Origin of the sequence: Yinghuangia sp. ASG 101, assembly GCF_021165735.1 — a bacterium.
GTDB lineage: Bacteria > Actinomycetota > Actinomycetes > Streptomycetales > Streptomycetaceae > Yinghuangia.
Window position 1 is genome coordinate 3,705,232 of sequence record NZ_CP088911.1, and the last position, 23,966, is coordinate 3,729,197.

At 73.0% G+C, this 23,966-nt stretch carries 23 protein-coding genes; 5 read left to right on the forward strand and 18 right to left on the reverse strand.

The annotated features are described in order from the left end of the window. Positions 1–47: 47 nt before the first annotated feature. Positions 48–1,961 carry a tetratricopeptide repeat protein gene (locus tag LO772_RS15675; RefSeq protein ID WP_231779021.1) on the reverse strand — a complete coding sequence of 638 codons (1,914 nt, stop codon included), beginning with the start codon at positions 1,959–1,961 and terminating at the stop codon, positions 48–50. Between the two features lie 126 nt (positions 1,962–2,087). After that, positions 2,088–3,191 (reverse strand): LacI family DNA-binding transcriptional regulator, encoded by a 1,104-nt coding sequence (locus tag LO772_RS15680; protein WP_231779022.1) that lies wholly within the window; start codon positions 3,189–3,191, stop codon positions 2,088–2,090. Positions 3,192–3,387: 196 nt separating this feature from the next. On the opposite strand from LO772_RS15680, the gene LO772_RS15685 reads away from it, so the two are divergent. Then, on the forward strand, positions 3,388–4,497 hold the full coding sequence (locus LO772_RS15685) for an ABC transporter ATP-binding protein (protein WP_231779023.1): 1,110 nt from the start codon (positions 3,388–3,390) through the stop codon (positions 4,495–4,497). A gap of 220 nt (positions 4,498–4,717) precedes the next feature. Here LO772_RS15685 and LO772_RS15690 read toward each other — a convergent pair whose 3' ends face one another. The 6 genes from LO772_RS15690 to LO772_RS15715 all read right to left on the reverse strand — a co-directional run bounded on the left by LO772_RS15690 (position 4,718) and on the right by LO772_RS15715 (position 11,315). Further along, entirely contained in the window at positions 4,718–6,157 is a 1,440-nt protein-coding gene (locus tag LO772_RS15690) for a TQO small subunit DoxD (RefSeq protein WP_231779024.1), read from the reverse strand. Positions 6,158–6,393: 236 nt separating this feature from the next. Next, positions 6,394–7,362: a 23S rRNA (guanosine(2251)-2'-O)-methyltransferase RlmB gene (rlmB, locus tag LO772_RS15695; RefSeq protein WP_231779025.1), complete on the reverse strand. Its 969-nt coding sequence runs from the start codon at positions 7,360–7,362 to the stop codon at positions 6,394–6,396. A 138-nt stretch (positions 7,363–7,500) separates the two neighbouring features. Continuing rightward, positions 7,501–8,913, reverse strand: a complete 1,413-nt coding sequence (gene cysS / locus LO772_RS15700) for a cysteine--tRNA ligase (RefSeq protein ID WP_231779026.1) — start codon at positions 8,911–8,913, stop codon at positions 7,501–7,503. A 69-nt stretch (positions 8,914–8,982) separates the two neighbouring features. Continuing rightward, on the reverse strand, positions 8,983–9,489 hold the full coding sequence (ispF, locus tag LO772_RS15705; protein WP_231779027.1) for a 2-C-methyl-D-erythritol 2,4-cyclodiphosphate synthase: 507 nt from the start codon (positions 9,487–9,489) through the stop codon (positions 8,983–8,985). Positions 9,490–9,564: 75 nt separating this feature from the next. Beyond that, positions 9,565–10,305, reverse strand: coding sequence for a 2-C-methyl-D-erythritol 4-phosphate cytidylyltransferase (ispD, locus tag LO772_RS15710; RefSeq protein ID WP_231779028.1), 741 nt, complete (start codon positions 10,303–10,305; stop codon positions 9,565–9,567). A 527-nt stretch (positions 10,306–10,832) separates the two neighbouring features. Beyond that, positions 10,833–11,315, reverse strand: coding sequence for a CarD family transcriptional regulator (locus tag LO772_RS15715; RefSeq protein WP_231779029.1), 483 nt, complete (start codon positions 11,313–11,315; stop codon positions 10,833–10,835). A gap of 542 nt (positions 11,316–11,857) precedes the next feature. Here LO772_RS15715 and LO772_RS15720 point away from each other — a divergent pair. Then, on the forward strand, positions 11,858–12,586 hold the full coding sequence (locus LO772_RS15720; RefSeq protein WP_231779030.1) for a hypothetical protein: 729 nt from the start codon (positions 11,858–11,860) through the stop codon (positions 12,584–12,586). Positions 12,587–12,772: 186 nt separating this feature from the next. Here LO772_RS15720 and LO772_RS15725 read toward each other — a convergent pair whose 3' ends face one another. The 6 genes from LO772_RS15725 to LO772_RS15750 all read right to left on the reverse strand — a co-directional run bounded on the left by LO772_RS15725 (position 12,773) and on the right by LO772_RS15750 (position 18,404). After that, positions 12,773–13,453, reverse strand: a complete 681-nt coding sequence (locus LO772_RS15725; protein ID WP_231779031.1) for a response regulator transcription factor — start codon at positions 13,451–13,453, stop codon at positions 12,773–12,775. Further along, positions 13,450–14,691: a sensor histidine kinase gene (locus tag LO772_RS15730; RefSeq protein WP_231779032.1), complete on the reverse strand. Its 1,242-nt coding sequence runs from the start codon at positions 14,689–14,691 to the stop codon at positions 13,450–13,452. Before LO772_RS15730 ends, LO772_RS15725 begins: the two co-directional genes overlap by 4 nt. Before the next feature lie 505 nt (positions 14,692–15,196). Beyond that, on the reverse strand, positions 15,197–15,955 hold the full coding sequence (locus LO772_RS15735; RefSeq protein ID WP_231779033.1) for a phosphoglyceromutase: 759 nt from the start codon (positions 15,953–15,955) through the stop codon (positions 15,197–15,199). A gap of 22 nt (positions 15,956–15,977) precedes the next feature. Continuing rightward, positions 15,978–16,505 carry a YbjN domain-containing protein gene (locus LO772_RS15740; protein ID WP_231779034.1) on the reverse strand — a complete coding sequence of 176 codons (528 nt, stop codon included), beginning with the start codon at positions 16,503–16,505 and terminating at the stop codon, positions 15,978–15,980. 97 nt (positions 16,506–16,602) lie between these two features. Beyond that, the gene (mshA, locus tag LO772_RS15745) at positions 16,603–17,955 is read right to left on the reverse strand and encodes a D-inositol-3-phosphate glycosyltransferase (protein ID WP_443089423.1); all 1,353 of its coding nucleotides are present in this window, start codon (positions 17,953–17,955) and stop codon (positions 16,603–16,605) included. 194 nt (positions 17,956–18,149) lie between these two features. Then, entirely contained in the window at positions 18,150–18,404 is a 255-nt protein-coding gene (locus tag LO772_RS15750) for a hypothetical protein (RefSeq protein WP_231779035.1), read from the reverse strand. A gap of 217 nt (positions 18,405–18,621) precedes the next feature. Here LO772_RS15750 and LO772_RS15755 point away from each other — a divergent pair, with 217 nt between their 5' ends. Together LO772_RS15755 and LO772_RS15760 are read left to right on the forward strand one after the other, a co-directional pair. After that, complete coding sequence (locus LO772_RS15755) at positions 18,622–19,482, forward strand: class I SAM-dependent methyltransferase (protein ID WP_231779036.1); 861 nt, start codon at positions 18,622–18,624, stop codon at positions 19,480–19,482. Positions 19,483–19,819: 337 nt separating this feature from the next. Then, positions 19,820–21,265, forward strand: a complete 1,446-nt coding sequence (locus LO772_RS15760) for a C40 family peptidase (protein WP_231779037.1) — start codon at positions 19,820–19,822, stop codon at positions 21,263–21,265. A gap of 109 nt (positions 21,266–21,374) precedes the next feature. Here the strand turns inward: LO772_RS15760 and LO772_RS15765 are convergent, their stop codons facing one another. The 4 genes from LO772_RS15765 to LO772_RS15780 form a co-directional block, all read right to left on the reverse strand. Further along, a complete protein-coding gene (locus LO772_RS15765) occupies positions 21,375–21,719 on the reverse strand; it encodes a DUF2516 family protein (protein ID WP_269453215.1) in 345 nt (114 codons plus the stop codon). Between the two features lie 136 nt (positions 21,720–21,855). After that, positions 21,856–22,410: a hypothetical protein gene (locus LO772_RS15770; protein WP_231779038.1), complete on the reverse strand. Its 555-nt coding sequence runs from the start codon at positions 22,408–22,410 to the stop codon at positions 21,856–21,858. 8 nt (positions 22,411–22,418) lie between these two features. After that, complete coding sequence (locus LO772_RS15775; RefSeq protein ID WP_231779039.1) at positions 22,419–22,907, reverse strand: helix-turn-helix domain-containing protein; 489 nt, start codon at positions 22,905–22,907, stop codon at positions 22,419–22,421. 54 nt (positions 22,908–22,961) lie between these two features. After that, positions 22,962–23,249, reverse strand: a complete 288-nt coding sequence (locus tag LO772_RS15780) for an MFS transporter (protein WP_443089455.1) — start codon at positions 23,247–23,249, stop codon at positions 22,962–22,964. Positions 23,250–23,447: 198 nt separating this feature from the next. On the opposite strand from LO772_RS15780, the gene LO772_RS15785 reads away from it, so the two are divergent. Continuing rightward, positions 23,448–23,894, forward strand: coding sequence for a winged helix-turn-helix transcriptional regulator (locus LO772_RS15785; protein WP_231779040.1), 447 nt, complete (start codon positions 23,448–23,450; stop codon positions 23,892–23,894). Positions 23,895–23,966: the final 72 nt, after the last annotated feature.

Sequence of the window (23,966 nt, forward strand, 5' to 3'; positions counted from 1 at the left end):
GCGGCCGGGGGCTCACGGCCGCGGTCGGCGGCGAACCCTTCGGGCGGTCACGCGGACTCGTCGGCCAGGTTCCGCAGGACCGTTCGGGCGAGTTCCCGTACGTCCGGGATCATCTCCGGTGTGGCCAGCGCGAGTTCGGCGAGTGATCCGAGCAGCGTCACCTCCCGGGTGCGGTGCGCGCGCACCGCCTCCACGAAGCGTTCGCCGACCAACTCCGCGACGTCGTCCCGGACATCGGGCACCAGCCACGCGGTGGCGACCATCGCGAACAGCGCGGCGTCGGAGACCCAGTCCTCCGTCCCGAACGCGAGATCGACGAGGACCCGGCGGCGCTCCGACCCGGCCCACGGTTCGTCGGCACGGTGGTGGGCGATGCCCAGGCAGGCCCAGATCTGCACCGTCCGGACCCACAGCGCCGGTTCGTGGCGGGCGAAGGCCCGGCCCAGCTCGCTGTCGTCCGGTGCCGGCGGATGCACCAACACCCCCAGAAGGTCCGCCAGTTCGCATCCGGCGAGGCGCACCGCGCAGTCGTAGGCGAACGCCGGGTGGGCCCACGACGGATCCGCGAGCTCGCGGACCGCCGCCGCGACGGCCGGGGCGGGCGGGCCCGCCACCGGGCGCGCCTCGGTCGACCCCGGGTCGTACGCCCACACCGCGTACCCGCCGGGCCGCGACGGCACCCGCAGATCCGGCTCGGGCACGGACCGCACGGTGAGTCCGAAGCGCGGAAAGGCGCTTCGCACCGCGAGGAGGGCGCTGGGCGGCTCCAGGGCGCTGAGCGTGACCGCGAGGTCCGCGTCCCCCGGCTCGACCTGCTCCAGCATCCGGCGCGTGACGTTGGTCAACGCCTCGGTGGGGTACGGCGCGTGGCGCAGCCACGGCCCCGAGCAGGCGCGTGCGACCAGTTCGTGGGCGTAGCCGTGGTCCGGGTGGCGCCGCAGGTGGTCGATCAGCGCGACCAGGTGCGCGGTGTCCCGGTCGCGGTCCCACCGGACGCCGTGTGCGGCCGGGGCCGCCTTCGGATGCGCCGGGTCGGCCTCCAACGCGCGCTCGATCCATCCCAGGCCCTCGTCGAACCTGCCCTGCCGGGCGAGGAGTTCGCCGAGGTCGACATGCAGTTCGAGGTTTTCGGGGTGGTCGCGCAGCACGCCCGCCCACAACTTCTCGGTGTCGGCCTCCCGGCCGGTCCTCCGCCACACGGTGCCCAGCATGACGGCCGCCTCGACCGAGCGGTCCCGCGTCCACGCCCGGAACGCCCAGTCCGCGGCCTCCCGGAGCGCGTCCAGGCGCCGCAGGAACGACGAGCCCGTCCACAGCAGGACGCCGTGGCCCGGGTGCGCCTCGGCCATCGCCCGGGCGACATCCGCGAACGGCGAGAAATGCGCCCGGTGTTCCTCGGGCACCGGGTCGTCGAGGAACTGACTCGTCCGGATCAGCGTCCGAGCGAACGCGTCGGGGTCCAGGCGCGGCGCGAGGTCCGGTGTGAGCCAGGGCGCCGACGCCGCCCACGGGCGGTGCGGCTCGCTCGCGGCCACCTGCCCCAGATCGCCGACCGCCGCGTCGAACTCGCCCGCCGCGGCCCGCAGATGCGCGCGGGCGGCGGCACCTCCGGCGAACATGCCGCCGCGTTCGTCCGGGACGAACAATCCGGTGCCGCCGTCGGGCGCACGGTCCACGAGCACCTCCAGCATCGCGTGGGCCTCGGGCAGTTCCGGCACGCGGAACAGCGCGTTGGCGACGTGCGTGGCCGCGTGCCGCAGCTCGCCGTCGTCCAACGCGAGGCGCGCCATGGCGAGTTCGCCGTACGCCTCCTGCGCGGGATCGCCGACACCCTCGGCGCGGGCTCCGGCGTCGCCGCCGAACTCCCGAGCACCGCACGGGGCTTCGCCGTGGCCGCCCGGCCCCTGGGCCGGGTCGTGCGCCTGCTCGCGTGCGTGGTCGTGTGCATGGTCGTGTGGCATGACGCCGAACCCCCGTTTGCCTTCCTCGGCCGCGCTGACCGCACCGAGCCTATTACCGCCGCGGGGGGTGTCCTTGCCGCCGGGACGCGGCCGCCCGGGCACGGCGGTGCCGGGCGGCGATCGCCCTCATCCCGACGTGATCGGTTCCGACCGAGACGCCCCCGCGACGGGTGCCGGAACGACGCCCGGCACCGGGGTCGCGGCATCCGCCGGAGCCCCCGCGTCCGCCTTCGCCGGGCCCGTCGAGCCGCGCACCACCAGCTCCGGGCGATAGAGGAATTCCGACCTCGGGGCCCGCCCGCCGCCGATCTCGTCCAGCAGCGCCCGTACCGCGGCCGCCCCCATCGGGGCGACCGCCTGGCGCACGGTGGTCAGCGGCGGATCGGTGAAGGCCACGAGCGGCGAGTCGTCGTACCCCACCACGGACACGTCGCCGGGAACGGTCAGCCCGCGTTCGCGGACCGCGCGGATGACGCCGAGCGCCATCAGGTCGCTCCCGCACACGACCGCGGTGACCCCGCGGTCGAGCAGGGCGCCCGCCGCGGCCTGACCGCCCTCGACCGAGAACAGCGACCGCTCGATCCACCGGTCCGCGTCGACGCCGAACGTCGCCGCGAGACCGCGCCGGAAACCGGCGATCTTGCGCGCGGTCGGCACGTACCGCTCGGGCCCGACGGCCAACCCGATCGCCCGGTGCCGCAGCGACGCGAGGTGCCCTATGGCCAGCTCGACCGCGACCGACTCGTCGCTGGAGATGAACGGCGCGTCGACGCCCTCGGCGAAGCCGTTGACGAAGACCACCGGAAGGCCCCGCTCGACCAGGCGGATGTAGCGCGTCATGTCGGCGCCCGCGTCGGAGTGCAGCCCCGAGACGAAGATGATCCCGGACACGCCGCGCTCCAACAGCAGCTCGGTGTAGTCGTCCTCGGTGGCCCCGCCCGGCGTTCCGGTGCACAGCACGGGGGTGTAGCCGTGGTGTGCCAGCGCCCGCTCGATGACCTGCGCGAACGCCGGGAAAATAGGATTGTCCAACTCCGGCAGCATGAGCCCGACCAGCCCGGCGCTGCGGCGCCGCAGGCGGGCCGGGCGCTCGTACCCGAGCACGTCGAGCGCGGTGAGCACCGCCCGCCGCGTGTCCTCGGCGACCCCGGGGCGGCTGTTGAGCACACGACTGACGGTCGCCTCGCTGACTCCCGCCTGGGCGGCGATGTCCGCCAACCTCGTCTTCATGGCCGACAAGGGTAGTTGACGCTTTCTGAAGGATTCGGCACGGGCTTGCACCAGTTGCAAAACCTTTCAGCGGCCGTCCGGCTCTGGGCAGGCACCGGGGCGTGCCGCTACGGTGCCCCCGGGTCCCCACCGCGGACTTCGCACCCTCCACTCGGATCGTCCGGCACGTTCCTGCCGGTGAAGGGGAGTACCGACCATGGCTTCGGTCACGTTCCACCACGCGAGTTGCACCTACAAGGACGCCGAGCGCCCCAGTGTCGACGCACTGGACCTGGAGGTCGCGGACGGCGAATTCCTCGTCCTCGTCGGCCCGTCCGGCTGCGGCAAAACCACCTCGCTCCGCATGGTCGCCGGCCTCGAAGAGGTCACCGGCGGCTCGATCTCCATCGGCGACCGCGACGTGACGTTCCTCGAACCCAAGGAACGCGACATCGCGATGGTCTTCCAGAACTACGGGCTCTACCCGAACATGACGGTCGCGCAGAACATGGGCTTCGCCCTCAAGATCGCCGGCGCCGCCAAGGACGTCATCCGCGCCAAGGTCGAGGAGACCGCGAGGATGCTCGACCTCGACGCCTACCTGGACCGCAAGCCCAAGGCGCTCTCCGGCGGGCAGCGCCAGCGCGTCGCGATGGGCCGCGCGATCGTCCGCGAACCGCGCGTCTTCCTCATGGACGAACCGCTCTCCAACCTGGACGCCAAACTGCGCGTGCAGACCCGCACCCAGATCGCGTCGCTGCAACGCCGCCTCGGCATCACCACGGTGTACGTCACCCACGACCAGGTCGAGGCCATGACGATGGGCGACCGCGTCGCGGTGCTGCGCGACGGCGTCCTGCAGCAGGTCGACGCCCCGCGCACGATGTACGACCGCCCCGCCAACGTGTTCGTCGCGGGCTTCATCGGCTCCCCCGCGATGAACCTGGTGGCCACCGAACTCACCGCCGACGGCGTGCGGTTCGGCGACGGCGTGCTGCCCGTGGCGCGCGAGGCCCGGGAACGCGCGACCGCCGAGGGCACGACCGAGGTGACCCTCGGCATCCGCCCCGAACACCTGGACGTCCGCGCCCCGGACGCGCTCGCCGACCACGGGACGACCCTGCCCGTCGTCGTCGACGTCGTCGAGGAACTGGGCGCCGACGCCTACATCTACGGCACCGCGCGGGTCGGCAGCGAACCCGCCCCCGTCGTGGTCCGCGTGCCCGGCCGCACCGCCCCGGGCAAAGGCGAGACCGTCCACGTGGTCGCCCGCCCCGACGAAACACACCTGTTCTCGACCCGCACCGGCGCGCGCCTCAGCGACTGACCCCCGGCCGGTGGGCTGACGCACCGTCACCCACCGCAAACCGTACGGCCCCACCGGTCGTTCCCCGGTGGGGCCGTACGCACATCCGTCCGCCGGGCTCCGGACGGCTCGCCGCCCTTGACGGTGACCGGGTGCCACGCCCCGGTCCGGCTCCTGTGTCTCGCGGCCTCCGCCCCTCGGGGGCGCCCGGCCGCTTCTCAGCCACCCTGTCCGCCTCCGATCACCCCCCCAGCAGCCCGCCGAGCGGGGTGCTCGCGGCCCGCGTGGGATCCGAGGCCTCCGCCTTCTGCGTCGCGGCCTGCGGCTTCACCGCCATCGTCGGCGTCGATCCGGCGGACGGCTCCCCGCCGCCGCCGGAGGCCGACGACGTGCGGGACGAGCCCGTGGGCTTGGACGAACCCTTCGTCGCCGCTTCCGACTTCGGCGTCGGCGACCGGCCGGAGTCCCCGGTCGCCCGGGAGTTCGACGAACCCGGCGTCGGCCCGCCACCGGACGCCGACGCACTGGCCTCGGCCGCCGACGGGACGCCGCCCGGAGCGGGGACCCCCGGTGGTTCGTCACCCACCGGCGCCGGCACCGGCACCGACGTCTCGGGCGCCTCGACCTTCGGCTCGGGGGCGTCCGGCGACGACGGGTGCCCGAACAGCGCACCCGCCAGCAGCGTCAGCCCCACGGCCGAGCCCGCGATGATCGACCCGTACCCCAGCTTGCGGCGCCGCGCGCGGACCGGAAGCGTCAGGGGGCCGCGCCAATCGCGCAGCGAGAGCCAGCAGTCCACCGAATACATCGGCGCGCCCGCGAGCGCGAGCGGACTCCACGCGGCCAGGAACACGACGTAGGCCGCGTGGTAGGGCGACGACGCGCTCCCGACCGCGATCAGCACGCCCAGCGACAGCAGCATGCCGACCATGGCCGTCGCCCGCGTCCACAGCCCCAGCAGCGCGCCGACACCGACGACCACCTGCCCGAACGCGAACAACAGCCCCGTGGTGATCGCGAATTGCGCCGCGAGATCGAGCACCGACGGGGCGAAGCTGCTCCCCTGCAGCACCTCGATGCGGTGCGCGAAGGAATCCTGCGCGTCCGCGTCGAGGAACGCCGGGTCGTAGAGCTTGCGCAGGCCCTCCAACAGGAACGCCACACCGAGGAACAGCCGCAGCGGGAGCAGGATCATCCCGGTCTGCACGAACCCGCCGCGACCGCCCGGCGGCTCCGTGCGCACCGGCTCCGTGCGCACCGGCTCAGCCGCCGACGCCGCCCCGGCCCGGGTGCCCGACCGGACGACGGGACGCGCCGCCGTACGCCGCACCTGGCGCGTACCGCCGCCGGACCGCCGCGCCGCCGACTCGGGAACACGCGGCATCACCCGCGTCGGCGCGTCCCCGCCGACCCGGACGCGCGGCAGCTCCGTGGTCACGTCGGCCGGACCGGCGCGCCCGGCGCCGTGCGGCACGCGCTGCCCCGGCACTTGCGCGTCCAGGGGCCCGCCCGAAGGCCCGATCACCACCCGGAGGCTGCGCGTGGGGGCCGCCACCGCGGCCGGATCCACCGCGTCCCGCAGCAACGTCGGAACCGCCCCGGAACCGCCGGGGTCCCCTCCGGTCGTCGGCCGGTCCTGATCACGCTGGCCACCGAAGTGGCCGTCAGATCTGGTCTCCACGCATCACTAACCGCGGATGTCCCCGGAAGGATGCGGCCAAATGGTCAAATACCTTCGCGCACACCGATTATCGGACGCGCACCCGTGCCGCCGACGCACACTTCACCGGCCGCCGGAACACCGGCCGCGCACCGCCCCGCGGCGGTGTGCGGCAGGCCCCGCGGCGGCCTCCCGGCCCGGCGCGGCAACGCCCCGCACACCGCCGCGGCGGGCACGCGCGACACCCCGCGCCCGGGTCACCCCCGGCGCCGCGACGCCACCTCGTACAACACGATCCCGGCCGCCACCCCGGCGTTCAGCGACTCGTTCCCGGCCGCCATCGGGATCGCCGCCGTCTGGTCGCACGTCTCGGTCACCAGGCGCGACAGCCCCTTGCCCTCCGACCCGAGCACGATCACCAACGGCTCGTCGGCCGTCGCGAGTTCGCCCAACTCGACGTCGCCGTCCGCCGCCAGCCCGACGACGAACAGACCCTGTTTGCGGTACGCCTCCAGCACCTGGCGCAGGTTCGACGCCCGGGCCACCGGCACCCGCGCCGCCGCACCCGCCGACGTCTTCCACGCGCCCGCCGTCATGCCCGCCGCCCGGCGCTCCGGGACGACGACACCGTGTGCGCCGAACGCCGCGGCCGAGCGGATGACCGCCCCCAGGTTCCGGGGGTCGGTGATGCCGTCGAGCACGACGATCAGCGGCACCTCGCCGGCCTCGTTCGCGGCCTCGACCAGGTCGTCGGGGTGCGCGTACTCGTAGGGCGGGATCTGGAGCGCGAGCCCCTGGTGGTGGCCGCCCTCCGTGAGCCGGTCCAGCTCGGGGCGCGGCGCCTCCATCAGCGGCACGCCCATCTCGTTGGCGAGCTTGAACGCCTCGCGCACGCGGTCGTCGGCGTCGACGAACTGCGCGACATACAGCGTGCTCGCCGGAATGCCCGCGCGCAGCGCCTCGACCACCGAGTTGCGCCCGTACACCAGCTCGGCGGTGCCCTTGCCGCCGCGCCCGCGCGGGACGCCCTGGCGCCCGCCCGTCCGTGCCGCGCGCTTCGCGGCGGCGTTCGCGGCCCGCTGCTTCGGGTGGCCCTTCCGCATCTCGGCGGGCGGCGTCGGCCCCTTGCCGCGCAGCGCCCGGCGGCTGTGGCCCCCGGTGCCGACCTGGGGGCCCTTCTTGCTCCCCACGTTGCGCTTGTTGCGGCGCTGGCTGTTGCCCGCCATGTGTGGTGTCCCTTCGGTGCTCTCGTCTCGCACGCACAACCGTACGGCCGGGCGCTCGGCCCGGCCGCTGCGACGGTCGTACGCGAACCGCCCTCGGGCGGCGGCTTCTGTGTGTGTCCTGCCGGTGTTCCCTGTGCCCTACCGCTCGGGGTGCCGGTCCAGCGTCCAGCGCGGGCCCTGCGGCGTGTCCTCCACGACGATGCCCGCGGCCGTGAGCTGGTCGCGGACCGCGTCCGCGGCCGGGTAGTCCTTGCGGGCGCGGGCGGCCTGCCGTTGTTCGAGGGCCAGGTGCACGAGCGCGTCGACGACGTGCCGCAGCTCCTCGGACCGGTCCGAGGAGCCTCCCGAGGCCCACGGCTCCGCGGTCGGGTCCAGCCCCAGCACGCCGAGCATCGCACGCAGCGCGCCGAGGTGCGCCGCGACCCCGTCCTTGTCGCCCGCGGCCAGTGCCGTGTTGCCCTCGCGCACGGTGTTGTGCACGACGGCCATCGCCTGCGGCACGCCCAGGTCGTCGTCCATCGCCTCGGCGAACGCCGCCGGCACCGCGGCGTCCGGCTCGACCGGGCCGGTCAGCTCCAGCGCGCGTTCGAGGAAACCCTCGACGCGGCCGAACGACACCGCGGCCTCCTGGAGCGCCGCCTCGCTGTATTCGATCATCGAGCGGTAGTGCGGCGAGGCCAGGTAGTAGCGCAGCACGATCGGCGGCCACCGCTTGACCATCTCGGCAACCAGCACCGAGTTCCCGAGCGACTTGCTCATCTTCTCGCCGCTCATGGTGACCCACGCGTTGTGCATCCAGTAGTTGGCGAAACCGTCGCCGGCCGCCTTCGACTGCGCGATCTCGTTCTCGTGGTGCGGGAACACCAGGTCGAGGCCGCCGCCGTGGATGTCGAAGCGCTCGCCGAGGTACCGGTGGGCCATCGCCGAGCACTCCAGGTGCCAGCCGGGCCGGCCGCGGCCCCACGGCGTCTCCCACGACGGCTCGCCGGGCTTGGCGGCCTTCCACAGCGCGAAGTCCCGTACGTCGCGCTTCGCGCCGACGCCCGCGTCGCCCTGGTCGCGCATGGCGTCGAGGCGTTGGCCGCTGAGCGCGCCGTACTCCGGATACGAGTGCACGTCGAAGTAGACGTCGCCGTCCGACGGATACGCGTGGCCCGTGGTGATCAGCCGCTGCATCAGCTCGATCATCTCGGGAACATGGCCGGTCGCCCGGGGCTCGACGGTCGGCGGGAGGCACCCCAGCGCGTCGTACGCGTCGTTGAAGGCCCGTTCGTTCGGGTAACCGATGCGCCACCACGGCACGCCGGCCTTCGCCGCCTTGTCGATGATCTTGTCGTCGATATCCGTCACGTTGCGGCAGAAGACGACGTCGTTGCCCCGGTACGCGAGCCAGCGCCGCAGCACGTCGAAGTTCAGCCCGGACCGGATGTGCCCGATGTGCGGCGGGGCCTGGACCGTGGCACCACACAGGTAGATCGACACGGTGCCCTCGACGAGCGGCACGAAGTCGCGGACCGTGCGGGTGCTGGTGTCGTATAGGCGCATGCTCACTCTGCGAGTTTAGGGGGTGCCGACCGGGGGAAGCCCGCGGATTCGCGCGGGGAGGCCGTTCCGCGCCGCCTAGCGGCCCGCGACGCGGACGACGAGCGCGGTCGCGATCGCCGCCAGGCCCTCCGCGCGACCGGTGAGCCCGAGCCCGTCGGTGGTCGTCGCGGAGACCGAGACCGGAGCCCCCGCCGCCTCGGACAGCACCTTCTCGGCCTCGGCGCGACGCGGGCCGATCTTCGGGCGCACGCCCACCACTTGCACCGCGACATTGCCGATCTCGAAGCCCTCCGCACGCACCAGCCGCGCCGCCTCGCTCAGCAGCGCGACCCCGGACGCACCGGCCCATTCGGGCCGTGACGTGCCGAAATGCGCTCCCAGATCGCCGATTCCGGCCGCGGAGAACAACGCGTCGCAGGCCGCGTGCGCCGCCACGTCCCCGTCGGAGTGCCCCGCGAGCCCCGTCTCACCCGGCCACGCCAATCCGGCCACCCACAGCTCGCGCCCGTCCTCGAACGGATGGACGTCGACACCGACGCCGGTACGGGGCAGCGGTACGGCAATTGACGTGGGATCAGACACGGGAGGACTCCATCGGCGACGCTTCGGACAACGGACACGCGGAAAACGGCACACGGAACGGGCCGCGAAACCGGCTCAATTCGATGGCACGCCACCCGAATCCACCTCCGCACGGCGGCGGTTCAGCAGCGCCTCGGCGAGCAGCAGGTCGAACGGCCGGGTCACCTTGAACGCGTCCTCCGAGCCCGGCACGACCGCCACCGGCACGCCCATGCGCTCGACCATCCCGGCGTCGTCGGTGGTGTCGCCCTCGGGTGACGCGTCGTGCGCCGCCGCCAGCACCTCGCGGCGGAAGCCCTGCGGCGTCTGGACCGCGCGCAGCGTCGCGCGGTCGACCGTGCGGACGACGCGCTCCTTCGCACCGGCGGGCGCGTCGTCGGCGGTGACCTCCTTGACGGTGTCGACCACGGGAAGCGCCGGGACGACGGCGTCCGCCCCCGCCTCGACCGCGGCCACGACCGACTCCACGACATCGACCGGGACGAACGGACGCGCCGCGTCGTGCACCAGCACCACCGCGCACGAGGCGTCGAGCGCGTCGAGCGCGCGCCGCACCGACTCCTGCCGGGTCGAGCCGCCGGGCACCACCGTGACAGGCGCCCGCGGCCCCAGCTCCCGGGCCAGCAACTCCCGTACGGCGTCGACGCCGTCGGCGGGCGCGGCCACGACCGCGGCGGCCACGCTCGGCGCCGCGAGGACGGAGCGCAGGGCGTGCACCAGCATGGGCACGTCGCCGAGTTCGCGGAGTGCCTTGGGCAAGCCGCCGCCCAGCCGCACCCCGAGGCCGGCCGCGGGCACCAGAACAGCAGCTTTCACCGAACACTCCCCGAGCACGTCGCGCACGAATACCTGACGAAGGTACCGGGACCGGGTGTACGTGTGGGACTGCTGGGGAAGGTCCACAGCGAGCCGTGAACGTCACCCTTCCGTGGACGCGGGCAGCGGGAAACCGCCGCTCGCCGGGTGCCGAAACCGGTCGCGGCCCGGCGGCGCGAGCCGCCGGCGGCAGGCGGGTGGATGTGCGGCTCGGCGTGCGTGGAGCGGTGCGCGTGCGCGGGGCCGACGGCGGACGGGCACTTTCGCGCCACGATTCGCCGGGGGCTCGCGTACGACCGTCACCGCGCACGCCGGGCCGATTGCCCGGCGCACGCCGACGGACCGGGCCGCGTGTGCCCGGGAGACGGCCGCAGGGAACCGTGTCGAGGCGCGTCGCCGCGCACCGACAGGCCCTGCGGACGCCGAAACCGGTACAGACGGAGCTGCGGAATCACCCGCCGGCGCGCGACAACGCGCGCTCCCGGGGAGACGCCGCCGGGCGCTCCGTTCCGCCCGGCTTCACGCGGTCAGGAGGCGAGAACCTCGTCGAGGATCGCCTCTGCCTTGTCCTCATTGGTGTTCTCCGCGAGCGCCAGCTCGCTCACCAGGATCTGCCGAGCCTTCGCGAGCATCCGCTTCTCGCCGGCCGACAGGCCGCGGTCACGCTCACGGCGCCACAGGTCGCGCACGACCTCGGCAACCTTGATAACGTCACCGGAAGCGAGCTTCTCCAGGTTCGCCTTGTAGCGTCGCGACCAGTTTGTCGGCTCCTCGGTGTGCGGAGCCCGCAGCACCTCGAAGACGCGATCGAGGCCGTCCTGACCCACCACGTCGCGCACACCGACGAACTCCGCGTTGTCAGCGGGGACTCGTACCGTGAGGTCGCCCTGGGCTACCTTCAGCACCAGGTAGATCTTGTCCTCGCCCTTGATGGTGCGAGTCTCGATCGCCTCGATGAGCGCGGCCCCGTGATGGGGGTAGACCACCGTGTCGCCAACCTTGAACGTCATGTGACAGGTACCCCTTCCGTGGCTTTCTAGGGTAACACGGCTCACGTCCCGTCTGAATGGCGTTTCCGCAGGTCAGAGCCTTAGTCAGGGCTTGACAACGGCTATCCGGGCGTGCATGTGCCATGGCCGGGAAGCGCTCCTCATGATCCATAAACCGGACAAAACGGCCAAGTTGCCCCCCAGTTGCCTCGAACGCCGTTGCGACCATCGGCGTTCCCGGGCACACCGTCCCCAGCCATCTGTTTTTGGACAGCAGCAAAACCGCCCGACGGATGGCGGAATCGGGGCCCGGGCGGCTTGCCGCGGCGGTGAATCCCGCGCGTGTCGCCCCCGTCGCGCGGGCGCCCGCGGCTCCCGGGTCCCGGCCGCGGATCGCCCCCGCGGCCGGGGGATTCCGTCGGCCCGCGCCCGGACTTCGCTCGTCCTGATGGTGTTGGACAAGCCGCGTACAAGCCGCCGAACCCGCCTGGATAGGCTGTCGCCGGTCCCCCACGACCGGGAACCGCCGAGACCTGTCAAGGACCCAAGGAGAATCGCCCGCCGTGAGCCGCAGCCGCCGCAGCGTTCGACGGGGTGCCGTCGCCGCCACCCTCGCCCTCGCGCTGGCCCCTCTCGCGTCCGCCTGCTCCAGCGGTACGGACGCCGCGACCAACCAGCTCAAGCCCGACACCCCGCACACGAAGGTCGGCACCGTGCGGGTGCAGAACCTGACCCTGGTGACGGGTGACGAGGGCACCGACCTGGTCTCCCTCGGCGGTGCCTTCGTCAACGAGGGCAGTCGGCCCGAGACGCTGACCAAGGTGACCCTCGAAGGCGCGCCGGCACCGGCCGAGCTGCACAGTGCCGCGGGCGACGGCCCGATCACCATCCCGGCCGGCGGCGCGGTGTACCTCACCGGCGGCGCCGACAAGGCGGTGTTCGGGAACACCCAGGTGAAGCACGGCGCGTACGTCAGGATCACACTGTCGTTCGCGACCGTCGGCGAGACCACCCTCGGCGTCCCGGTGCACGACCCCGAGGGCTACTACGCGCCGCTCAAGCCCACGCCCGCGGCCCCCGCGGTACCCAGCCCCGTGCCGAGCGCCCCCGCCGCGTCGCCGACGACCGCCGAGACCCCGGCCGCGCCGCCCGTCCCCGGACAGCCGGCCACCGAGCCGACCGCCCCCGCGTCGCCGCCGGCCACGGGCACCCCCGCCGCCACCGCGACCGCGACGAACACCCCGTCGGCCGCGGGTGCCCCCGCGACACCCGAAGGGCCCGACGCGGGCTGACCGGCCACCGGAGCCGCCGGGCCGGGACACACGGGCCGGCCGACGGCCGCGCCGCCCCGGGACCACGCGTGCCCGGGCGGAAAACACCGACGGTCATCCGCGAACTCCGGTTCACGGATGACCGTTTCGCCATTCCCCGGGCGACGTGCGCCCGCCGCCCCCGTGGCCGACACCCCGCCCGACCCGTCAGGGCTCGAACTTGTAGCCCAGACCGCGCACCGTCACCAGGTAGCGGGGCGCCCCCGGGTCCGGCTCGATCTTCGCGCGCAGGCGCTTGACGTGGACATCGAGCGTCTTGGTGTCGCCGACGTACCCGGCCCCCCAGACGCGGTCTATGAGCTGCATGCGGGTCAGCACCCGGCCCGCGTTGCGCAGCAGCAGCTCCAGCAGGTCGAACTCCTTGAGCGGCAGCTCGACCTTGACGCCGTCGACGGTCACCCGGTGGCGGTCGACGTCCATGCGGACCGGACCGGCCTCCAGCGCGGTCGGCTCGACGGCGGTCGGCTCGACCTGGCGGCGCAGCACCGCGCGGATGCGCGCGACCAGCTCGCGGGACGAGAACGGCTTGGTGACGTAGTCGTCCGCGCCGATCTCCAGGCCGACGACCTTGTCGACCTCGCTGTCCTTCGCGGTGACCATGATGACGGGGACGTTGGACTTCGCCCGCAGGCGGCGGCACACCTCGGTGCCGGGCAGCCCCGGCAGCATGAGGTCGAGCAGCACCAGATCGGCGCCGCCCTGGTCGAATTGCTCCAGCGCGTCGGGCCCGGTCACCGCGACGGCGACCTCGAACCCCTCCTTGCGCAGCAGGAACGCCAGCGGGTCGCTGAAGGACTCCTCGTCCTCCACGACGAGCACTCGGGTCATCGGGAACCCTCCCGGGAGTTGTACGACGGGGCCAGATCACTCGATCCGCTCGTCGCGGACGATGCGCCGGGCCGCATGGACGCCGCGCCGGGATGGTCGTCCCGTTCGTCGGCGGGCTGAAGAGGCAGTACGAGCGTGAACGTGGTGCCGACGCCCTCGACACTGCGCACGGTCACCTCGCCCCCGTGTCCGGCCACGATGTGCTTCACGATCGACAGCCCGAGACCGGTCCCGCCGGTGGCCCGGGAGCGCGCCGGGTCGACCCGGTAGAAGCGTTCGAAGATGCGGTCCAACTCGCGGCTCGGGATGCCGATGCCCTGGTCGGAGACGGCGACGATGGCCTTGCGGCCGTTGGCGCGGACGTCGATGTCGACGCGGGTGCGCTCGGGGCTGTAGTTGACGGCGTTCTCGACGAGGTTGCCGATGGCCATCACGAGTTGGTTGTGGTCGCCCGGGATCACGAGACCCGGGTCGCCGCCGACCGCGAGGGCGATCTGCTTGTTCTGGGCGAGTTGCCGGCAGCGGTCGACGGCCTCGGCGACGAGTTCGTCGACCGGCACGGGCGACATGTCCTGGAGCGGGTGGTCGTTCTGCACCCGGGACAGGTCGATCAGCTCCTGCACGAGGCTGGTCAGGCGGGCGGATTCGACCTGCATGCGGCCGGAGAAGCGGCGTACCGCCTCGGGGTCGTCGCTCGCGTCGAGGACGGCCTCGGCCAGCAGCGACAGGGCGCCGACCGGGGTCTTCAGCTCGTGGCTGACGTTGGCGACGAAGTCGCGGCGCACGGCGTCGACGCGGCGGGCCTCGGTGCGGTCCTCGACGAGGAGCAGGACCAGGCGCGAGCCGAGGGGGGCGACGCGGGCGGAGACCTCCAGCTCCTGCCCGTCGCGGCGGGTGAGCATGAGGTCGCGCTGGCGGATCTCGCCGTCGCGGCGCGTCTCACGGGCCATGCGGAGCAGTTGGTCGGGGACGAGCTGGTCCCCCCGGACCAGCCCGAAGGTGTAGGCGGCGGAGCTGGCCTTGACGACGTCGTCGCGTTCGTCGAGCACGACCGCGGAGGAGCGCAGCACCGACAGCACGATGGCCACGCCCGGCGGCAGCACCGCGCCCTCGGACGCGGACTGGGGAACGCCGGTGGCCTGGGAGCGCTCGCTCCAACGGAACGCCAGGGCCCCGGTAACGCCGACAGCCAACCCGGAGAGGGCGGCTACGGCCGCCGCGGCCACGTTCACGTCCACGGCACCCAGGGTAAAGCTGCCCCGAACGAGTGAACCCCTCACGGGTAGCCGGAAGCGTATGACTTCACCGACTGTTCACCGTTCGACCATGTGCGGTTCAGACCGCACGGATGTGGCGGTTCAGGCAGGATTCGGGCGACTTAAAGCCCTTTACTGCGCTTATCCGGTCTGCCCGTTGACGGGGTTCGCGCGTTGTGGGTTGACTCGGATGCCCATGGTGTTCCGCCCCAAGGTGCACGCACGGTGAACGGAGATCGCCCATGAACGATCCGCACACCCTCACACCGACCGGCCGACGCACGGTGATCGAGATCACGCCGGTACGATCCGCCGACAGCCGTCGGCCCTCCGCCGCACCCGTCCCCGGGTGCAGCTGCCCGTCGAGTTGCGGCTGCGGCTGCAAGTCCGGCTCGTCGTGCAACTGCGGGGGCAGCTGCCGGGGCTGAGCACGGCAGCGGCAGGGTCGGGGCGCCCCCTCGTGTGCGGGGCGCCCCGACCGCGGCTGCTACTTGCGGCCCTGGTTCTTGACCGCCTCGATGGCCGCGGCGGCGGCCTCGGGGTCCAGGTACCGCCCGCCGGGCGTGACCGGCCGCAGGTCGGCGTCCAGCTCGTAGAGCAGCGGGATGCCGGTGGGGATGTTGAGGCCCGCGATCTCGTCGTCGGAGATGCCGTCCAGGTGCTTGACCAGGGCGCGCAGCGAGTTGCCGTGGGCGGCGACGAGGGTCGTGCGACCGGCCTCCAGGTCCGGCACGATCGCGTCGTACCAGTAGGGGAGCATGCGCGTGACGACGTCCTTGAGGCATTCGGTGCGCGGCCGGATCTCGTCGGGCAGGCCCGCGTAGCGCGGGTCGCCGATCTGGGAGAACGCGTCGTCGTCGGCGAGCGGCGGGGGCGGGGTGTCGTACGACCGCCGCCACAGCATGAACTGCTCCTCGCCGAACTCGGCGAGTGTGGCGGCCTTGTCCTTGCCCTGGAGCGCGCCGTAGTGCCGTTCGTTGAGGCGCCACGTGCGGCGGACCGGGATCCAGTGCCGGTCGGCGGTGTCCAGGGCGAGTTGCGCGGTGCGGATCGCGCGGCGCTGGAGCGAGGTGTGGAGGACGTCGGGCAGCACGCCGGCGTCGGTCAGCAGCCGGCCGCCTCGTGCGGCCTCCTGCTCACCGGTCGCGGTGAGGTCGACGTCCACCCAACCGGTGAAGAGACCCTTGAGGTTCCAGTCGCTCTCGCCGTGGCGGAGGAGCACGAGTTTGTATGGGGTGTCGGCCATGGGCCGAAGCGTAGTAGAGGTGTCAGGACCCCTCGGGTACGCCCTGGCCCGTGCCGTCGTGCTCGATCAGGTGTGTGAACGCGGCGAGGTTGCGAGTCGACTCGCCGCGTTCGGTACGCCACCGCCACTCGCGCCGGATCGAGCCGGCGAACCCCAGTTCGAGCAGCGTGTTGAAGCTCTCGTCGGCGGCCTCCAGCACGACGCCGAGGATGCGGTCGACCTCGTCGGCGGTGACCGCCCGCAGCGGCAGGCGGCCGGTCAGGTAGACGTCGCCGAGCTTGTCCAGCGAGAACGCCACGCCGTACATGCGCACGTTGCGGGTCAGCAGCCAGCGGTAGAACGCCTCGTGGTTCTCGTCGGGCCGCCGCACGACGAACGCGGTGACGGTGAGCGAGTGCCGGCCGATCTTGAGCGCGCAGGTGGTCTTGAGCTTGCGCTCGCCGGGGAGTGTGACGACGAAGGTGCCGTCGTCCGGGCGCTCCCACGTCACCTCGGCGTCGTCCAGGGCACGCCGGATGGTGTCGGCGGCCTCGGCCCGGGTCTGCTCCACGGTTCACCTCGGCTTCGGCGTTCGGGCGGTGCGGGACGGGGACAACGTTAGGGCCTGGCGTCGGCGGGCCCGGACGGGGCGGGGCGTCCCGCGCGGCTCACAGCGCCCCGGTCCCGCCGGCCGCGGCCAGGCCCGCGACGGGGTCGGCCGCGGAGAGGGTCTGGGCGTAGACGTCGGCCATGCCCGCGGCGGCGGCGGCCCAGCCGAAGTTGGCGGCGTGCCGGACGGCACCGGACGCCTGGCGTTCGCGCAGGCGCGGCGAGCGGACGAGGCGTCCGATGGCGTCGGCGTAGTCGATCGGCTCGTGGCCGTCGACGAGGATGCCGGAGACGCCGTCGCGGACCGCCGTGGGCAGCCCGCCCACCGCGGCGGCGACGACGGGGGTGCCGCACGCCTGGGCCTCGATGGCGACAAGGCCGAACGACTCGTTGTACGACGGGACGACGGCGACGGTCGCCGCGCGGTACCAGTCGGCGAGGACGTCCTGCGGAACCGGGCGGCGGAACCGCACGACGTCCTGCACGCCCAGCGACGACGCCAGTTTGTGCAGGTGCTCCGGCGCCGCGAGGCCCGTCCCGCTCGGCCCGCCGACGACCGCGACGACGAGCTTCTCGCGCAGCGACGGGTGGCGGCGCAGCAGGTGCGCGGTGGCGTGCAGCAGCACGTCGGGTGCCTTGAGCGGCTGGATGCGGCCGGCGAAGAGGATGACGGTGGCGTCCTCGGGCAGGCCCACGCGGTGGCGGGCCTCGGCGGTGTCGCCGGGACGGAAGGTGTCCAGGTCGACGCCGGGGTTGACGACCGCGACCTGCTCGGGGGACGCGTCGTAGAGGCCGACGAGTTGTTCGGCTTCCTCGGCGGTGTTGGCGACGAGCCGGTCCGCGGCCTCGACGACCTGGCTCTCGCCGATCACGCGCGCGGACGGCTCGGGGCAGTCGCCGCCGGCCAGCGAGGCGTTCTTGACCTTGGCCATGGTGTGCATCGTGTGGACGAGCGGTACGCCCCAGCGCTCCTTGGCGAGCCAGCCGACCTGGCCGGAGAGCCAGTAGTGGGAGTGGACGAGGTCGTAGTAGCCGGGTTCGCGCATCGCCTCGGTGCGCAGGACACCGGAGGTGAACGCGCACAGTTGGGCGGGGAGGTCCTCCTTGGACAGGCCCTCGAACGGGCCGGCGGTCACGTGGCGGACGAGGACGCCGGGAGCCATCTCCACCACGGGCGGCAGGTCGCGCCCGGTGGCGCGGGTGAATATCTCCACCTCGACGCCGAGGGCGGCGAGCCGTTTGGACATCTCGACGATGTACACGTTCATCCCGCCCGCGTCGCCCGTGCCGGGCTGGTGCAGAGGGGAGGTGTGCACGCTGAGCGTCGCGATGCGGCGTGGCGCCCCCCGGCGGCCGGCCAGAGTGTGCTTGCGCACGGTGGACACGGCCGATCGCGACACGTGATGGCTCACGCGAAGACCTCCTCTGCCTGCTCGTGCGGTACAGGCACGCAGGCCGTCCGGCGCCGGCCACGCTTGTGACGGGCGCGATCTGGGCTTTCTTCTCTCCCGGCCGCTGTCGTTAATTCGCACGACAACACCCCCGGTCAAGTGATAACCGATCCCTTGCTCCGCGCGATTCCCGACCGGAATGTGAGATGAGTCGATCACCGTCCGCGCCCACGGAAGCACTCCCGGTCGCGAAACGCGCCCTGTGCTGGGATGTTCGCGTGCGGGCACGGCCGCGGGGGCGCGGTCGCGGGCGGCCACCACATGCCGCGCGGGGGCCGCGTCGACCGAACCGCACCGGGCGAGCCCGGCAGGGCGAGCCGGGCAGGGCAGGGCGAGCCCAGGGCGAGCAGGCCCAGGCGGCCGAGCAGGCCCAGCCGGCCGAGCAGGCCCAGTTGGGCGGGCCAAGCCACGCGACACCATCAGGTGGGCGAGCCGGGCAGCCGAACCGGGCTGGTGACGCTGTCGGCATCGGGCAGGGCGCCCCCAGCGGGCTCGGCTGGGGCTGGTCGGGCGGGCCCGCGGAGTCAGCCCGTGCGGGCACGGCCGCGCTCATGGGCCGACCTTGACGTGCCGGACGAGGGTGTTCGGTGGTGGGGACGGGAGTGTGGGGGCTTCTACACTCGGGGGATGGTCAGCCGCGGGGTTTCGTCGGTCGGCGCGACTTCCGGGGTGCGGCGGCGGGTTCCGGCGGCGCGCAAGCCGGCCGGTGTCGTGACGCGCGGTACGACGAACCCGAACCGGCTGCGGCGCGTGGACCGCTGGATCGCCGCCGAGCACGCACGGCTGCTGCGCGCGGCGCCCGATCCGCTCGTCGTCGACCTGGGTTACGGCGCGTCGCCGGTGACGACGGTCGAGTTCCACCGCAGGCTGCGGGCGGTGCGGCCCGGTGTCGAGACGCTGGGCATCGAGATCGACCCCGAGCGGGTGGCCGCCGCGCTGCCGTACGCGGGCGACGGATTGTCCTTTGTCCGGGGCGGGTTCGAGGTGCCGCTGCCCGACGCCCGGCGGCCCGTGCTGATCCGGGCGTTCAACGTGCTGCGGCAGTACGGCGAGGACGACGTGGCGCGCGCCTGGTCGGCGATGTGCGCGCAACTCGCCCCGGGCGGGCTGCTGGTCGAGGGAACGTGCGACGAACCGGGGCGCCTCGCGACGTGGGTCGCGGTGGGTGCGGACGCCCGTCCGCGCACGCTGACGCTCGCGGCCCGCCTCGCCGGCCTGGGCCGCCCGTCGGACCTGGCCGTTCGCCTGCCGAAGGCCTTGATCCACCGCAACGTGCCGGGCGAACCGGTGCACGCGTTCCTGTCCGCGTTCGACCGGGCGTGGGACACCCACGCCGCGCTGGCCCCGCTGGGTGTCCGCCAGCGGTGGGCCGCCTCCGTGCGGGCGCTTGCCGCCGAGTGGCCGGTGCGCACGCGGCCGACACGGGCCCGCGGGGGCGAAGTGACGGTCGACTGGGCCGCGGTCGCGCCGTCCGGGCCGTCCGCGTAGGGCCGCGGCGGCGAACGGCCCGACAACCGGACGTTTCTGACTGTTCGTCAAGCCAATGTCCCGAACGCGTGTGGCGGAGGCCACAAAACCCCAGCTCAGCGCGCCGCTTACCGAGATCGTCTCGGCTCGGTTCACCCAACTTTCATCCGCGTCACGCTTCGGCGTATCGCCCCGATCACACAATCACCCTGCCGTTTGCCACCGGAACGTGGCAGGATCCGACGCTGGAACCGGACAGGGACGGCTTCCGTCCATTTCTCGATGGCCGGTTCCGCCCTCGGTACGGAACCCGGAGACGACACAGGGCGGGCGCAGCCGACCAGGAAAGGGTCAGCGCATGGCGATCTTGGGGGGCGGGAGCGGCCGTTGGGCCCGCGCGGCGACCACCTGCGGAGCGGCGGTCCTGTGTGCCGCGCTGTTCGTCGGACAAGCGGCAGCCGCCCCGCCGCCGGCGCCACCCCAAATCGGGTTCAGCGTCACCGAGGTCCAGACCCGGCTCCAGGACCTGTACCGGCAGGCCGAGCAGGCGACGGAACGCTACAACACCACGACCGGACGCCTCGCGGAGCAGCAGGTCAAGGTCAACGACGTACGCGCGGGCATCGCCTCGGCGCAGCAGCAGATCGCGAGCCAGAAGGACGAGATCGGCCGTATCGCGCGCCTGCAGTACACCACGCACGGCGTCGACCCCCTGCTCACCTTGATGTTGACGTCGGACCCGGCCGAATTCCTGCGCAGGGCCCCGACGTTCGCCCGCATCAACCAGACGCAGGCGGACACCATCGCCCGCCAGCTCCAGGCCGAGCAGCAGCTCAAGAGCATGCAGAAGGTCGAGAACGCCCAACTCGCCGAGAACCGGCGCCTGGAGGAGGAGTCCGACAAGGCGCGGGCCGACATCCAGGGCAAGGTCGCCGAGGCCGAGGGGCTGCTCGCCACCCTCACCCCCGAGCAGATCCTGCAGCTTGAGCAGTACGAGGCCCAGGTCGCCCAGGCCGGCCAGGCGCAGCTGGAGCAGTACGGCATACTCTCGCGCCCCGACCAACTCACCACCGCGGCGGCCCAGAAGGCGATCACGTACGCCCTGAGCAAGCTCGGCCTGCCGTACATCTGGGGCGGCGAGGGCCCGATCGGCTACGACTGCTCGGGTCTCACCTCGCAGGCGTGGCTTTCCGCCGGTGTGCGGATCCCGCGCACGTCGCAGGAGCAGTGGGCCCGGCTGCCGCGGGTGCCCGTGGCCGACATGCGGCCCGGCGACCTGATCGTCTACTACGGCGACGCGAGCCACGTCGGGCTGTATCTCGGCAACGGCCTCATGGTGCACGCGCCGCGGCCCGGCCGCACGATCACCATCGCGAAGGCCGGCTCGATGCCGATCCTCGGCGTGGTCCGTCCCGACGGCGGCCCCGGTGTCGTCCCGGCGCCCGCGATCCCGAACGTGCCCGACGCCCCGGCGCCCCCGCCCGCCGCGCCGGTCACCCCGCCGCCTCCGCCGGCGCCCCCGACCACGCCTCCGGTGACTCCCCCGCCGGCCACCACCCCGCCGCCGACCACGACGCCGACGGACCCGGGCACGGGTACCCCGACCGACCCGGGCACCGGGACGCCGACGGACCCGGGGACCGGCACCCCGACGGATCCGGGCACCGGAACGCCCACGGACCCCGGCGGCACGCCGACGCCGACGCCGACCGGGTCGGCGACGGAGACGCCCGGGACCACGCCGAATCCGACGGACTCCGAGCAGAACCCGACGCAGACGGCGACGTCCACCGGGCCCGGCTGACGCGGCGCGACCACGGCGAAGGGCCGGGCTCCCCCGAGGGGGAGCCCGGCCCTTCGTGCATCACATCCGGCGGTTTCCGTCCGCGTGCGCCGCGCTGTCGGTGCGGCCGTCACCAGGGCCCGTACGGCCCCATCTGCCCGCCGCCGCGGCGCCCGTCCACCTGCTTGAGCGCCGGGCGCACATCGACGAGGTAGACGATGGCGGCGATGAGCCCCGCGATCGACAGGATGCCGATCAGCGAGCCCAGGAAGAAGTCCCAGACCACCGCGACGGCCAGGATCACCACCCAGAAGACCTTCTTCTGCTTGTCGGCCGCCCGGTACGCGTCCTCGCGGCGCACGGACGCGTCGATCAGGCAGAACGCCTTGAGCAGCAGCAGCGCCATCGCCGCCCAGTACGTCAGGCTGCCGAACGCGTCCGTCAGCGCCCCGCCGGCCAGAGTCTCGCCCGGCATCGCTCCTCCTCCTGTCGATGTGGGCTGTGAGGCGCCCGCGCCCCCTTTGCCCCTGAAGTCTCGCACGACAGGTCCGCGGACGGGACCACCCGCGGAGGCCGCCCGACCGGGCGGCCTCCGCAGGTGGCCGCCCGGGTCACACCTCCGGGGACGTGCTCTTCTTCGGGGGACGGGGCTTCGCGGCCGGCTTGGTCGCCCCGTCGTGGGACGCCGCCGACGCGTCCTTGGCGTCGTGCCGGTCGATGGCGGCGGCGTGCAGCGCGTGCTCCGCCTCGGCCTCTTTCTTGTTCATCCGGTCGACGACCTTGTGGCCGCGCTCGGCGAGGTCCTCGTAGATCTCCCGCAGCTGCGTCGCGTAGTCGCCGGCCTTGCCGTACTGGACGCGGGCGAAGTCCTGCGCCTTCGCGGGGGCCTCCTTGCCCGCCGCGGTCAGCGTCGAGAACGTCGCGGTGACGCGCTCCTGGACGTCGGCGGCCCGGGTCGAGACGCGCGTACGGATGACCTTGGGGTCGGTCGGGATGTCGATCGACTCCAGCTTGGGCAGCTCGATCTTCGGCATGTCGATCTTCATGCCGGAGAGCCGGTCCGGCACGCCGCGGATCTTCTCCACGGCGAGGTCACCGGCGCCCACGAACGCGTAGAACGGCGTGGCGTCGGTGAGGGTCTTCTTGAATTCCGTGGCGTTCGCCATGGTGGTCCTCACTTCTGGGGCTGGTCTGGCTTCTCGGAATCGAGGGTGGCGTCGGGTCTGGTCCGGAGCGGGGTGGGTGCCGCCGGCGAGCCTTCCGCGGTGTCGCCGTTCACCGGCGAGCCGGCACCGGCGGACCCGGCGTCCGCGTCCGCTCCGGCGTTCTCTTTGCGGAAGGCCTCATATATCTCCAGCAGGACGCGCTTCTGCCGTTCGTTGATGCCGGTGTCGGACAGGATCGCGGCCTGCACCTCGCGCACCCCCTCCGGCCGTTCCTCCAGAATCCCGGCCTGCACGTACAGGGTTTCGGCCGAGATGCGCAGCGCTTTCGCGATCTGCTGAAGGATCTCGGCGCTCGGCCGGCGCAGTCCGCGCTCGATCTGGCTGAGGTACGGATTCGACACCCCGGCGGCATCCGCGAGCTGGCGCAACGAGTACTGCGCGTTGCGGCGCTGCTCGCGGATGTACTCCCCGAGGGATCCCACATTGAGGCCGGCCATGTGTTCCAGGGTGCCTCGCGACGCTAACTGTTGCAAGCACATCGCTTGCCGGAGTTAATCACGCTGCCGCGCGCGGCGACCGCGGACGCCCGCGAGGGTGACGGCGAAGCCCAGCGACGCGCCGGCCAGGGGGACCAGGAAGGCGGTGCGGTAGCCGTGCAGGTCGGCGGCGCGCCCGCCGAGGAGAATGAAGCCGGCGTAGCCGAGGACGTACGCGCTCACGACCCATCGGAGCGAGCCGGTCGACCTGCCCAGGTCGCGCTGGAGGGCGGGCAGCGCGACGACCATCATCGCGATGTCGATGCCCTCCAGGAATATGGCGCCGGACAGGATGAGCAGGATGCCCCGGGCCGGAGGGTCAGGCGGGGTGTCGGCGGGTGTCGGCGGGCGGCGGCGCGCTCGCCGCGGGTTCGGTGGGCGACGTCGTCGCGGACATGGCGGGCTCCTCGAAGGACGGGCGGGAGGCCCGCCGGTCCCGGGGCGCCGCCGGAGACGGTTACCTGTTGTTCCTTCAGTCATCTTCGGGAACCATGGGCTGACATGGAAGAAGGCACTTCGAAGTCACACAGTCACCGCGAAGGAACCGGTCGCGACTACGAGGCCTGCCAGTGGGACACGCGCTCGGACTGCGAGGTGCGCCAGATCCTCGACCGGGTGGCCGACAAGTGGTCGCTGCTGGTGATCGCGCTGCTCGACGAACGCTCGCTGCGCTTCACGGAGTTGCGCCGCAAGGTCGACGGCATCAGCCAGCGCATGCTGACGGTGACGCTGCGCCAGCTCGAACGCGACGGGCTCGTCGAGCGGACGGTCCACGCCGTCGTGCCGCCGCGCGTCGACTACGCGCTCACCCCGCTCGGGATGACGCTGCACGACACCATCCAGGCGCTGGTCACCTGGACCGAGGAGAACCAGGGCCGGATCGCGGCGGCACGGGCCGCGTACGACACGCGGCGGATGCGGGAGGGGGAGTCGCTGCCGAGCCCGTGACGCGGGCGTCGCCGGACTTTTCCGGACAGCTCCCCGCGGCGGTTCGCGACGCTTTTCGGACAGTCTCCGACG